This is a genomic window from Corynebacterium aquilae DSM 44791, from assembly GCF_001941445.1.
Classification (GTDB): Bacteria; Actinomycetota; Actinomycetes; order Mycobacteriales; family Mycobacteriaceae; genus Corynebacterium; species Corynebacterium aquilae.
Genome location: NZ_CP009245.1, coordinates 2,433,407 through 2,446,132 on the forward strand (window position 1 = coordinate 2,433,407; position 12,726 = coordinate 2,446,132).

At 58.8% G+C, this 12,726-nt stretch carries 11 protein-coding genes; 3 read left to right on the forward strand and 8 right to left on the reverse strand.

Annotated elements, in window-relative coordinates:
- Positions 1–198 precede the first annotated feature (198 nt).
- The gene (locus tag CAQU_RS10340; protein ID WP_157108994.1) at positions 199–1,113 is read left to right on the forward strand and encodes a hypothetical protein; all 915 of its coding nucleotides are present in this window, start codon (positions 199–201) and stop codon (positions 1,111–1,113) included.
- 246 nt (positions 1,114–1,359) lie between these two features.
- Here CAQU_RS10340 and CAQU_RS10345 read toward each other — a convergent pair whose 3' ends face one another.
- The 3 genes from CAQU_RS10345 to CAQU_RS10355 all read right to left on the reverse strand — a co-directional run bounded on the left by CAQU_RS10345 (position 1,360) and on the right by CAQU_RS10355 (position 4,544).
- Positions 1,360–2,115, reverse strand: coding sequence for an ABC transporter ATP-binding protein (locus CAQU_RS10345; RefSeq protein ID WP_075728692.1), 756 nt, complete (start codon positions 2,113–2,115; stop codon positions 1,360–1,362).
- 149 nt (positions 2,116–2,264) lie between these two features.
- The gene (locus CAQU_RS10350) at positions 2,265–3,311 is read right to left on the reverse strand and encodes a FecCD family ABC transporter permease (RefSeq protein WP_075727490.1); all 1,047 of its coding nucleotides are present in this window, start codon (positions 3,309–3,311) and stop codon (positions 2,265–2,267) included.
- Positions 3,312–4,544 (reverse strand): ABC transporter substrate-binding protein, encoded by a 1,233-nt coding sequence (locus CAQU_RS10355; protein ID WP_075727492.1) that lies wholly within the window; start codon positions 4,542–4,544, stop codon positions 3,312–3,314.
- A gap of 493 nt (positions 4,545–5,037) precedes the next feature.
- Between CAQU_RS10355 and CAQU_RS10360 the strand changes: the two genes are divergently transcribed.
- Together CAQU_RS10360 and CAQU_RS10365 are read left to right on the forward strand one after the other, a co-directional pair.
- On the forward strand, positions 5,038–5,385 hold the full coding sequence (locus CAQU_RS10360; protein ID WP_075727494.1) for an ArsR/SmtB family transcription factor: 348 nt from the start codon (positions 5,038–5,040) through the stop codon (positions 5,383–5,385).
- A 35-nt stretch (positions 5,386–5,420) separates the two neighbouring features.
- Entirely contained in the window at positions 5,421–6,677 is a 1,257-nt protein-coding gene (locus CAQU_RS10365; RefSeq protein ID WP_157108995.1) for an MFS transporter, read from the forward strand.
- Between the two features lie 70 nt (positions 6,678–6,747).
- On the opposite strand, the gene CAQU_RS10370 is transcribed toward CAQU_RS10365, so the two are convergent.
- The 5 genes from CAQU_RS10370 to CAQU_RS10390 all read right to left on the reverse strand — a co-directional run bounded on the left by CAQU_RS10370 (position 6,748) and on the right by CAQU_RS10390 (position 12,279).
- Entirely contained in the window at positions 6,748–7,224 is a 477-nt protein-coding gene (locus tag CAQU_RS10370) for a glutathione peroxidase (protein ID WP_075727496.1), read from the reverse strand.
- 75 nt (positions 7,225–7,299) lie between these two features.
- Positions 7,300–7,983: a 5,6-dimethylbenzimidazole synthase gene (bluB, locus tag CAQU_RS10375; protein ID WP_425429708.1), complete on the reverse strand. Its 684-nt coding sequence runs from the start codon at positions 7,981–7,983 to the stop codon at positions 7,300–7,302.
- A 51-nt stretch (positions 7,984–8,034) separates the two neighbouring features.
- A complete protein-coding gene (locus CAQU_RS10380; RefSeq protein WP_157108996.1) occupies positions 8,035–9,666 on the reverse strand; it encodes a hypothetical protein in 1,632 nt (543 codons plus the stop codon).
- Positions 9,667–10,025: 359 nt separating this feature from the next.
- Positions 10,026–10,661, reverse strand: a complete 636-nt coding sequence (locus CAQU_RS10385; protein WP_075727500.1) for a DUF3558 family protein — start codon at positions 10,659–10,661, stop codon at positions 10,026–10,028.
- Between the two features lie 70 nt (positions 10,662–10,731).
- Complete coding sequence (locus CAQU_RS10390; protein ID WP_075728698.1) at positions 10,732–12,279, reverse strand: SLC13 family permease; 1,548 nt, start codon at positions 12,277–12,279, stop codon at positions 10,732–10,734.
- Between the last annotated feature and the right edge of the window lie 447 nt (positions 12,280–12,726).

The window sequence follows — 12,726 nt, forward strand, 5'->3', positions numbered from 1 at the left end:
AAAACCCTAAACCAACATATTCGATTTACCAAGGAGTAACTACCTTACACATATTAGAGGCCAAGCTCCGGCGATTACGCATTCTAAAGATAGATCAAAATGCAAGATTTTGACATCCTAGCAAGCCGAAAAGGGGTAAACGAGTACTACCCCCCTTCATGTCAAGAGATTAAACAATTTTTTCTTAACACTTTCGGAGTGGACATTTCACCACTCGTTTGGTGGAATATCCTAGCCTTAGCTTTAGCCCAGGCGACCTTAGTTTTTATTCTCCTCAGCTCGCTAACCGCTTCCGCAGCTAGCCTACTGACATACCCAGCATTCGCGAAAGAACCTACAGTACGAACAAGTTCCCGCTCCAACTCCAGCGCCAAACAGGTCGCTTTCCTATTATTATCGGTTACGATTGCGCTTTTATTCGAGCAGGATCCCGACGCCGATCACTCCAATCTACGCCTACTCACCTCCTGGCTACTCGTGGCCCCTCTTTGCTGGTTCATCCTTGAATTAGGATGGACGGCAATAGATCAAATCCACAAATCCGCAACTTGCCTCTATTCGAGCAGCAGGATGTTTTTTTCTCCTGCTGGAATAATTTTCCACATTCTCGCTACCACAATTTTTTCAAGCACCCCACTCATCATCCCCTTTTACTACAAAGCCGGAGCTTTCAACAGCTGCGAAGCCCTTTCCATCCCATACTCGGAATTGAATCTACTAATCGATCCAAAACCTTTCTTTATTTACATTTTCCTTTTTGCGATCATCCCTCTACTTTTAACCCATCTTTTCAAAAAAGCATACCAACTAACCTCCGCATTCGCCCCCTCGTCAAAGTCATCGGAGAAATTTCCAAGCAATTCTTTTATCGAACAAGTAATCGAGTTCGCCCAGTATTTCAAACCCTTCCTTATCGTTTATGACGTAATGTGCCTAACAATTATATTCGGCACAACATTTGAGACCTACTCAGGAATGAGCAAAATGCAGTCAATCCTATACATTCTATTTACATTTGGACTGATCGCTTGCACAATTAGAATCACCCTCCTTTCCCACAGACTATTGATCACCTACCTACACAGTAAACGGATTATCAATAATTTCATCTAGTTTTTCGCATTCTTTTTCGCAGGAAGGGGCTTCTCGAAAGCGGTGGGCATTCTAGTTGATACTCAGCAACCATCACAGCCAGCAATACCACTTTCGGAACTATTTCCACTCATGCAGTCTCTGAACCAAGAAAAACTTTTTACAAAGTGCTTAAATATGATTTTTAGTGCATTAAACTCCGGGGCACACCGTCCCCGATTATCGTCACGTTCGCTCAACTAAAGCGACTCTGGATCAACCAAAAATTCACAGCCCTACCGGACTAACAACTGGCGTCCCCTCGTGGTCCAGAATCTCGGCGGCCACATCGTAGACGGTCTTGATGAGGCCTTCGTTCAGGGTGTCGCAGGGAGCGCCCTGGGCGATGATGGTTCCCTGGCGCATGACCAGCAGTTCGTCACAGAAGCGGGCGGCTAGGTTGATGTCGTGAATGGCGACCATGGTGATGCCCTGGTTGGCCCGTGTGCGTTCGCGCACCAGGTTCAACAGGTACAGCTGGCGGTGCAGATCCAGCGCACTGGTCGGCTCGTCAAGGAGCATCACGTCGGGGTGCGCGACCAGCATTTGTGCGACGGCGACGAGCTGACGCTGGCCACCAGAAAGCTCACCGATGTAGGAATCGGCGATGTGCCCTATGCCGAGTTCCACCATGGTATCGGCGGCGTTTTGCTGGGGGCTGCCCTTAGTGGTGGCACGACGAGCGGCGACAAGCACCGTTTCGAAGGCGGTCAGGCTGGCGCTGCCGGGAAGGTCCTGGGGTACATAACCGATGTGCTTGCGCAGGGCTTTACCGGTGATGGCTTTGCCATCTTTGACCAGGCTGACATGGCCGCTGTTCTTGCGGTGCACGCCTGCCAGGGTTTTGATCATGGTGGATTTACCACTGGCGTTGGGGCCAAGCAGTCCCACTACTTTCCCACCGGTTAAGGGGCGTGGGGTGAATTTTTCTAGGACGGTTTTCTTGCCGTAGCCGCATTCGAGGTCTTCGATGGTCAGCTTCATGGCATTCGGGTCTACCACCGTAGCTTCATGCTCTGCTGGGAGTTTGCCGACTGTGCGCTGCATTTCTTCGAATTGGGCGCGCCTGATGGCATCTGCTTGGCTTGCAGGGGTGTGGGTGTGCGCGGTGGTGGGGTTCTGTTGGTTGTTGCTCACCAGTTGGCCCGCTTCCTGGTCATGATGATGAGGATGAAGAAGGGAACACCGATCACGGCGGTGATGATGCCGATCGGGATGGCAAGACCGGGCTTGATCATCAGGGATGCGGCGTGTGCGACGGTGAGCACGAGCGCGCCTGAGGCCATGGAGGCCGGGATGAAGTAGCGCTGGTCTTCGCCCACCAGGATGCGGGCAATGTGGGGGCCAACCAGGCCGATGAAGCCGATGATTCCGGAAAACGCGACCGTGGTGGCGGCCAAAAGGCTCACCAGGATCAGCACGATGATGCGCAGCCGGGAGACGTTGACGCCCATGGCCATGGCGCGGGCATCGCCCAGGCGCAGGGCGGTGAGACGCCAGCTCAAGATCATGAAGATCGGCAAGCTGAGCAGTAGGACTCCGGCGATGATGCCGTTGCCGAGCCAGGTGGCGCGGGTCATCGATCCCATGGTCCAGAACACGATCTGCTGGAGGGCCTCGGTGCTGGCGGAGTATTGCATGAGGCTGAGCATGGCCTGGAAGAAGAACACCAGGCCGATACCGAGGAGAATCATGGTTTCTGCGGATGCGCCACGAAAGACGGCTGCAAGCACGATGATCAAGGTGGCGATCATCGCTGAAGCCCAGGCGACGGCGGCGAGGTTGAACTGGGGCACAGGGATGATGACTACGCCCAGCACGATGGCGGCTGCGCCACCGAAGGCGCTGGCGGCGCTGATTCCCAGGGTGAAGGGTTCCGCCAGGGGGTTGCCGAGGATGGTCTGCATTTGTGCGCCGGCCAGGCTCAAGCTCATGCCGACCAGTAGTGCCATCACGCTCATGGGCAGGCGCAGTTTCCACAGCACGGTGTGGTTTTGCTGGCTGAGAGAGCTGGGGTTAATGATGCCCATGACGACCTCGCGGAAGCCGAGGTTGATGGGGCCAACAACGGTGGAGGTGACGAAGGCGGTGAGTGCTAACAGGGTGAGAAAACCAATAATCCCCCACCGGCGCCAGGTGCGGCGCCTGTGGGAGACGATTAGTGCTTGCGACGAGGTCACTTAAGCGTTGTCCTTCACGTTGTCTTTGACGAAGAAGGTGCCCTTAGCCTTGAACGGCACGTACTTCTCGTGGGCTTGCTCCAGGTCCTTCTGGGGGTCGAGGTCCTTGAAGTCTTCGGGGTGCAGCCACTTAGCGAACTGCTCAAGGGCGATGTAGTTGAAGGGGGAGTCGTAGAACTGGTGCCACACGGCGAAGAACTCATCGTCCTTCGGGGCTTTCAGCTCGTCGAAACCGGGGGTTGCCAGCAGGCCCTGCAGGGTGGCCTGGGCGGTGGCCTCATCGGTGTCGTAACCCAAGTTGGCGTGCGGGACAGCTTCCGGCTTGTCCTTCTTGGCGGCCCAGGAGCCACCGGTGGCGATGATGGCGTCCGGCTGCTCAGCGATGAGCTTCTCGGCGGTGACGTCGCCGGACTCGGTGTCCAGCAGGGTGTCGCCGAGGTTCTTGCCGCCGGCGGCGTCAACGAGCTCACCGAGGTTGGACTTGTTCACGGTGGAGCAGCAGTCCTTCAGGCCGGCGGCGCGCCAGATGAAGGTGGACGGCTTGTCATCCAGGCCTTCTGCGGTCTTCTTCACGGCGTCAACCTTGGTGGTCCACTCGTCGTTGAACTGCTTGGCCTTGTCCTGCTTGCCGAAGACCTCACCGAGCAGGGCAACGGACTTGGTGGTGTTTTCCAGCGGGTGCTGGCGGAAGTCGGTGACAACATAGTTGATGCCGGCGGCATCCATCTTGTCGAGCAAACCGTTGGTCTGCGCGCCGTCGTAGTGGTCGGCGGTCATAACCACCAGGTCGGGGTTGAAGGACAGCAGGTTTTCGACGGTGACATCACCCTTGGCCATGTTGCCGATTTCGGGCAGATCCTTGGCCTCCGGGACGGCTTCCATGAAGTTGGCGTACCAGGTGGGGGCGGCGTTTTTCAGGTCAGAGCCCCAGGCGACGACCTTATCCAGCGGGTGGTCCTTATCCAGGATGGAGGTGGCGAACACGCCACGGCCTTCGCCGAGGATGACGCGCTCCGGGGCCTTGTCCAGGGTCACGGTGCGGCCCTTGACGTCGGTGAAGGTGACAGCACCCTTGTCGGCGTCGGCCTTGTCCTTGGCTTCCTGTGCCTTGGTGGCAACAGCGGAGGCTTCGGTGGCGATCGTGTCGGCATCGTTGGCTGCGTTGCTGCACGCCGAGATGGCGAGGGCGCTGGCTGCCAGAAGGCTACCCAGGATCACGCGCTTGGTGGTCATCAAAACTCCTTGAAAGTCCTGTCATTGTCGGATTGATCCGCACCCTGGCGCATTGCCGGGAATGGCTGCAAATGTCAGCTGTCGGGTAGGCATGGCGAATGAGCGCGGGATCATCCTTTTGATTGAGGTCAGATTAGAGCAGCATAGGCAATCTTTAGCAAATGTATCCTTTTCAAAACTGCGGGCAAGTACGCACATCCTTAATCAAACCCCCTGGATATCGGCACCAAAATAAAGTCCACCGCGCAGCCCATCCACCCCCATATGGGGGTGGGTTTTATTTTCATCTTGATGGCTACCCAATGGGCCCGCAAAACATGCGCCACACCAAACCCCCTACCCCGCCGGCAGAACGGGGGCGCTCGCCCTCGTTTGCCATGGGTTCTTCACAGGCCGCCCTCCAACCACCACCCTCCTCACCCCGCCCCACATCGCGGTGCGGTGAGACACGGGTGGAAGTTCTTCTAGACCAAACCCGTGCTACTATCCGCGTATGCACGCAGATAGTGAAATTAATGAGGTAAGCCCCGATCTCATCGCCATGGCCGCCGAGGTCATGCGCATCCTCGCCGACCCCACCCGCCTCGCCATCATCCTCGAGCTGGAAAAACACGGCGAACTCGGCGTCAACGCCCTGGCGGAACTGGTCGGAAAAAAGCCCTCCGGGGTGAGCCAACACCTGGCAAAAATGCGCTTCGCCCGACTCGTCACCACCCGCCAGGAAGGCACCAGTGTGCTCTACCGGCTGGTCGATGAGCACGCCCTCGCACTGGCCCACGAGGCCATCCGCCAAGCCGAACACGCCATCGCCGGTGGCCAAATCCCACCCCACCACCGTTAGATACGGCACACACCAAAAGCCGAAGGCACACCACCATGAGCATGCTCACCCCCTTAAACAATCGCGCCTACGCGCGGCTTTTCTCAGCCCACCTCGTGGCACTGATCGGCACGGGCCTGCTCACCGTGGCTTTGGGATTACTCGCGGTCGATATCGGCGGCACCCGCGCCGCCACCATCATGGGGCTGGCAATGAGCGTCAAAATGATCGCCTACGTCTTCGCCTCCCCACTAATGGCGGCTGCGGTCGATCGCTTCGACACCAAAGCAGTACTCATCGCCAGCGATATCATCCGGGCCGGTATCGCCCTGTGTTTACCCTTCGTCACCTACGCCTGGCAGATCTACGCACTGATTTTTATCCTGCAAATCGCCAGTGCCACCTTCACCCCGCGCTTTCAAGCGCTCATCCCCAGCCTGCTTGATGACGAAGAGACCTACACCCAAGCGCTGTCACTATCGCGCCTGGCCTACGACACCGAGGCCCTGTTAAGCCCCCTTCTGGCCGCAGCGCTGCTCACCGTCACCAGCTACCACAACCTCTTTGTCGGCACCGCCGCCGGATTCGTGTTCTCCGCAGCCTGCGTGGCCAGCACCGCACTGCCCGCAGCCGCCCGCACACCTCAACCCGCCCAAGGCAGCTTCTTCCACCGCGCTGGCATCGGGCTGCGCACCTTCCGCCGCAGCCGCGCGCTAACCGGGCTGGCATGGCTCAACCTCGCCATCGCCGCCCCAATGTCCATCGTCATTGTCGCCACCCCCGACATCGTGCAAAACCAGCTCGGACGCACCCAAGCGGATGTTGCAATCCTCCTAGCCTTCTTCGGTATCGGCTCCATGGCCATCGCGCTCATCCTCCCCCGCATACTCGCCCGCACCCCGCAAACCGGAGTAATGCTCGCCGGGGCGGCCACCGCCATCACCGGACTACTCACCATGAGCAGCGCCCTACTTTCCACCACCCACCTCAGTTGGCCCACCCTGTGCCTTGCTTGGCTGATCACCGGTGCTGGATTATCCGCCATGCTCACCCCCTCCTCCCGGCTAATCACCCAACACACCACCGCCGAACAACGCAGCACCACCTTCGCCGCCCAATTCGCGCTCTCCCACGCCTGCTATCTCATCACCTATCCCCTTGTCGGATTCGCCAGCAGCGCAATCGGCATTGGCCCCACGATTACTATCTGCACTCTCATCGCCGGTGGTGCGGCCATCATGGCAGCCAGCATCTGGTGGACCAATCCTTGCACCGCCCCACACCGCACCCGCAAACACCTAGCCACCGCATAACCCTCCACATACGCGCAAGGCGCGCACCCCACACTAAAAGCGGGGCACGCGCCTCATTAGAGAATCCGGACTAAATGGGCAGATTGCCCTCAATCATGTCCACCAAGTCATCATCATCGGTATCGGTCTGGGGGCTGAAGCGACCCAGCACCTCACCGTCCTCGCTGACCAGGAACTTCTCGAAGTTCCAGTGCACATCTTCCCCACCGGTCTGCTCTTTAAGGTAGCTAAACAGCGGGTGCGCATTCTCACCATTGACGTCAGCTTTTTTCAACAGCGGGAACCCCACCCCAAAGTTCGCGGTACAGAACTCAGCGATTTCCTCATCACTGCCCGGCTCCTGGGCGCCGAACTGGTTGCACGGCATACCAATGACAAACAAACCCCGGTGCGCGTACTGCTCAAACAGGCCTTGCAAGCCCGCGTACTGCGGCGTCAAACCACACTCACTGGCAGTGTTGACGATCAACAGCAAGTGGCCCTGCCAATCCGCCATGGTGGTGTCAACACCATTGTTCAAGGTCACTTCAATGTCATAAAAACTCATACGCCCCATCGTAACGACCAACCCCCACCCGCGCAGGCCAAACACCACCCGGCGCGACGGTAGGAGCCACCACGCTTAGCTTCCCAAATGGTCCCGGTGTATTGCGTCTTTCAGGGGCCGGCGGCTGCGCCACCCGAAACGTTCCAAGTCTGGTACTTCCTCTAAATGGGTCACTGGCCCCAGGCATAGCCACGCGATTGGTCGTACTGGTTGTTTGCATCCGACGAAATCGGCGAGGAATTCTTCTTGGTAGAAACTGACCCAGCCCACGCCTAAGCCTTCAGCGGTGGCTGCTAGCCATAGGTTTTGGATGGCCAGCGCGGCAGACATTAGTCCCGTTTCGTCGATGGTGTGGCGGCCCAGAATGTGCGGTCCTCCGCGGGTGGGGTCGTAGGTCACCACCACGCCTAGGCCTGATTCCCTGATGCCTTCGACTTTGATGGGGTTGAAGACGTCTTTGCGTGGTTCTGGCAGGCTTTCGGCAAAGGCTTGGCGTCGGGTCGCTACGTGGGTTGCGAACTCGGCGAGGCGCTGTGGGTCGTCGATGAGCACGAAGTCCCAGGGGTGGGAGTTGCCCACGCTGGGGGCGCTGTGCGCCGCAGTGAGTACCCGCATCAGTACCTGTTCGTCGAGTTTTTCGCCCGTGAATTCAGCGCGCACATCTCGGCGTTTGGCAATGGTGTCGTATACGGCGCGGATTTCGGGGGCGAGGGAGGAAAAATCGGTGCTGGTCACGCATTTAAGCCTATGCCCGTCCAACAAGCTGGTGCATGTCGGAACGGACATTCAACTCATCTGGAATAGGCCGTGCTAGCGGGGGCGGTTGCCGAAGTCGAGGTGGCTATCAACCCAGCGGATGGGTTCTCCTAGCAAGGCTTTGAGGTTTTCTTCTTCCTCGATTTCGTTGAGGGATTTTTGTACGGCGCGGCCTTTGGAGTTCTGGCTGCCGCCACGGCCTCCTGCTAAGGGGGCACCGCCGACCATTGGGGTTGCGCGCCCAGCCCCGTTGCCCGCGCCCGCACCAGTGTTTGTAGCGCCAGTTGCTCCGCCACCGGTACCCGAGGCTACTCCGCTGCCGCCGGTGGCAAGTCCACCGCCGAAGGCTCCGCGCGCCCCGGATGACAGACCAGCACTGCTTCGTGATCCGCCGAGTGCGCCGCCAGAAATACCCCGTCCAGCAGCACCACCTACTGCGCCCAAGGTCGGTGTGCCGCGTAGCGACGGGCGCGAACCGTGCGCACCGCCGCTGCTTCCGGTGCTTCCGCCTAGTACTGGGTTCAGCGATGCCCGATGAGCACCTGCGCCACGGAGTCCACCGGGAACGATGCCGGCACCCATAGCACCAATACCCGGCGCGCCAACCCCGTTTACGTTTGTGCCGCCAACGGCACCCAGTCGGCCGGATCCGAGCTCAGGGGTTCGGAGTTCTGCGGGGTTCAAACCCCGGGCTGCCAGGCCTCCAAGGCCGGCTGCCCCAGCCCGCCCAAGCCCCGGGGTGATGGGTACCGGGTTGAGCGATACGCCCGATCCGCCGCCACCGATGCGGCCGACTCCCCCACCGGTGCCGACGCCACCTGCGGGGTTCAGTGGGGAAATGGTGCCAGTTCCGTTACCGACTCCAGGGATGGTTGCTGGGTTAAGCCCGACGGTGGCGCTTGCGGCTTGGGTGCCGATGCCTTTGAGGTCGCCCAGGTTGCTTTCGACCCCGGCGAACTGCCCTTGGGTTGCGCCACCAGTTACACCCGGGGCGTTGACTGCGCCCGATAGGGCCGAAGCACCGGTTACGGGTTTGTTCTCGGTGGCTTTGATACCGCCCTTGCCGTTGCCTTTAGCGTGGGCGGCCAAAGCGATTTCCCCACCACCGCCGCCGGATCCGGGCATGGTCATCAAGTTGTTGATTGGGGGCACTGCTTCTTGCAGAGCACCATCGAAGTAGCTGATGAATTCGCCTAACAACTGCCGTTTAGCGGCTTCCCTTTCCTCGGGGTCTTCGATCAGCGCAACTTGTAACAGTGCGTCGTCGACGGTGGCTTGGCCCGCACTGTGAATAGAGACCATAGCGTCGGAGTAGCCAGCCATGGTGGATGCATTGGAGGCAAATACTGCTCCGGCATCGGCGATTTCTGTAATTCGCGCAGCCGCGTTTTCGATGGCTTCACCTTCGTTGGCTGCCAGGATGTCACTAGCGATAGAGCGGATGTCTTCAGACAGCTCGGTAGCTTGCGTCGACAGATCACGCCAAGCTTCACCAATAGCGGCAAGCGCCCCGGTGTCGGTGGCAGCAAATGCGGAAGACAGTGATTCCAGGCTGAAGCCACCGGCGGAAGGACGAGCGAACGGAAAGTCTTGGAAGTCTGGAGCGGGGCGTTCAGGAAATGTGATTTGGTCTTTGAGGCTGGTGCTTAAGCCACCGAACAGCTTGTCGAGACCTTGGCTCGTCACAAAGTCCTGTTGAGCGAAGGCGCTGTTGGTTGATCGCAGACCATCGCGGAACCAAGCGATTTGCTGAGCATAGGTTCGGAGCACTTCGAGCGCTGAACCAACACTTCCTCTGAGCACATTGCCGTGACTCTCTGTCAACTCATCCAGCCCAGGCACCGAAGACAACCGCCCCCTGAAATTGGAGTGGTGTTTAAGGTGCACAATTTCCTCTGCCCTGAAATATCCGTCGTCCGCACGTTTGATAGCAGCTTCAAAACGCTCAGGGTCAATTTTTAAGCTCAAAATAACCTCCAACTCGAGTTGCGTTTAATGGTGGTCAAATACGTAGATTGACCTCCATAACTCTCAGACGCAGATCCTCAAGACTTTGGTTCGTCGATCAACTGAGGTTCAAGCACCAGCAGGTCCGACATCATTTGCGCGACGGTTGCACAATAACGCTGCACGTCATTCTCTCCATATGGGCCGACGTACCCAACCCCCAACCGCCCCCTCCCCGTGTCAACCGAAGCTTGGCAGTTGTCTTTGATATCTGTTCCGTCGGTGAAATCTAGAAAATACACTCTGGAACTGAGTTCAATGACAGGCATGAAATTAATTAATAAGCCTTTTGCAACTACATCTTCTTTGGTGACTTCGTCCGAAACCAGGCTGTAGTATCCCTGGCCCCCTTCTCCCCTAAACAAGCACGAACTAAAATTCCCCTCCCCCGACTCAACACCGTCTTCCTCGGCGAAACGGTTTGTTAATCCGATTTCGTCAAGGATTTTTTGATCGATTTCCCGGCACGGCCTAATGAAGGAAGTGACCCCGGAGAGATCAGTTTCTTGCCCAGAGCCATTGTCTTGTGTCGCATGAACGGTTACAGGTTCAGACGTTCGGGTTTCGTTTGTTGTTGAGGTTTTCGCGCAACTAGCGAGTGCTGTTGAGCTGCCGATAATGGCGACCAGTAATACGCTGACCCTTGCCTTCTTGTTTTCCCCTAAAAATTTCATGTCCTATTGATAGCAAAAAGAAAACCCCTCGTCAGCGTTTTCAGCTGGCGAGGGGTGAACTGGCTGTGGGTTACAGCACCAGTCCGAAGACGGGGACGGCCAGGAAGTAGGTGACGATGGTGATCAGGACGATACCGATGAGGTTCAGCCACAGGCCACCGCGGACCATTTCGTTGATCTTGACGTAACCGGAACCGAAGGCGATGGCGTTCGGCGGGGTTGCGACGGGGAGCATGAATGCACAGGTTGCGGCCAGGGCGACCGGGATGCACAGCAGCATGACGTTGTTCGGGGTGGCCTCGGTCAGGCCGATACCGACGGCGACGCCGCCCATGATGGGCAGGAAGGCTGCGGCGGTAGCGGTGTTGGAGGTGAACTCAGTCAGGAAGATGATGATGGCTGCGATGGCGGCGATCAGCAGGATGGTCGGCAGGCTGGACAGGCCCTTTGCCTGCTCACCGATCCACAGGGACAGGCCGGATTCCGAGAACATCTTCGACAGTGCCAGGCCGCCGCCGAACAGGAGCAGCACGTCCCAGGGGAGCTTGGAGGCGGTTGCCCAGTCGATGAGGCGCACACCCTTCTTCAGGCGGGTGGGGATCATGAACAGCAGCATGGCTGCGGTCATGCCGATGGCGGCGTCGGCGATGGCGAGGTCGCTGTCGGTTTTCTTGAGGATGATCGGGATGAAGACCCAGCTCAGTGCGGCGCCGAGGAAGATGATGGCGGTCATGACTTCGCCGCGGCCCATCTTGCCCATGTCGTCGAGTTCTTTCTTGATGAGCTCGCGGCCGCCGGGAATGTCGTTCATTTCGGGCTTGAAGACGGTGACCAGAACGAGCCAGGCGATGATGAGGAAGACGACTGCCAGGGGCACGCCGACCATCATCCAGCGGCCGAAACCGATGACGATGTCGTGGGATTCCTGCAGGTAGCCCTGGAGTAGGGCGTTCGGCGGGGTGCCGATGATGGTGCCCAGGGAGCCAATGGAGGCCGAGTAGGCGATGCCGAGCATGAGTGCGGTGGAGAAGTTCTTGAGCTTTTCCACACCACCCATGATGTCGGCGGTCAGCATGACAATCGACAGGCCGATCGGCAGCATGACGACTGCGGTTGCGGTGTTGGACACCCACATGGACAAAAAGCCGGTGGCCAGCATGAAGCCCAGGACTAGCTGCTTGGGCTTGGTGCCGACTGCGAGCACCACGATCAGCGCGAGTCGGCGGTGGAGGTTCCAGCGCTGCATGGCCAGGGCGAGGATGAAGCCGCCCATGAACAGGAAGATGGTGGGGGATGCGTACTGTCCGGACAGTTTGCCGAAGGCGATGGTCTGGGACAGCGGGAAGATCACCAGCGGCACCAGGGCGGTGGCCGCCAGCGGGATGGCTTCGGTCATCCACCAAATACCCATGAGCACCGCGGTGGCTGCGGTGATGCGCAGTGCACCGTCGGTGAAGGGGGTTTCCGCATCGGGGTTGAGTGCGTTGACGGTGTCAACGGCGGAGTGCGGGAAGATGTAGTAGATGATGATGGCGGCAATAACGCCGGCCACCATGCCGATGCCGTGGCGGCGAACTGGGTGTTCGCCGACGCCTTCGGCCTGCTCCAGGTAGTCCATGACCGAGTGGTCATTGAGGTTTTCGTCGGTGTGCTGATGCACCTGGGGGGACATGTGGGGCACCTCCTTTTCTTGCAAGGTGTCGTGTGTGGCGCGCTGCGCCGCAGTGTGCTGTGTAGTACTGGAAGCAAATTGCCACAACCAAAGGCGCCCGCCCCACCGTGTACAGGCTGCACCCGCTTGGGTGAGCTTGTGATTCCGCCGTCTCCCCCATCGCGCGCCCGGCTGGGGCGCGTCTGCGATGTGTGGCGCTGTCGTCGCCCGCCCCAGCCAGGCGGCTTGGGTGGGCGCGGTGAAAACGTGCACGCGGGGCGCTTTGTCCGCATCGGGCGGGTGAAACCATCGGTGCCGGTGTGGGCCGATGGGTGGTGCGGGCTGACCCGTACCCCGTACTGTGGTTGGTGCCCACAATGGGGGTGCGTGCAGGTTGGCGAAAAACCTTTGGGT

Excerpts from the sequence above, each read along its gene's own strand:
- CAQU_RS10345 (WP_075728692.1), bottom strand. The coding sequence starts at position 2,115 with ATGAAGCTGACCATCGAAGACCTCGAATGCGGCTACGGCAAGAAAACC.
- CAQU_RS10355 (WP_075727492.1), bottom strand. The coding sequence starts at position 4,544 with ATGACCACCAAGCGCGTGATCCTGGGTAGCCTTCTGGCAGCCAGCGCC.
- CAQU_RS10360 (WP_075727494.1), top strand. The coding sequence starts at position 5,038 with ATGCACGCAGATAGTGAAATTAATGAGGTAAGCCCCGATCTCATCGCC.
- CAQU_RS10365 (WP_157108995.1), top strand. The coding sequence starts at position 5,421 with ATGAGCATGCTCACCCCCTTAAACAATCGCGCCTACGCGCGGCTTTTC.
- CAQU_RS10370 (WP_075727496.1), bottom strand. The coding sequence starts at position 7,224 with ATGAGTTTTTATGACATTGAAGTGACCTTGAACAATGGTGTTGACACC.
- CAQU_RS10385 (WP_075727500.1), bottom strand. The coding sequence starts at position 10,661 with ATGAAATTTTTAGGGGAAAACAAGAAGGCAAGGGTCAGCGTATTACTG.
- CAQU_RS10390 (WP_075728698.1), bottom strand. The coding sequence starts at position 12,279 with ATGGACTACCTGGAGCAGGCCGAAGGCGTCGGCGAACACCCAGTTCGC.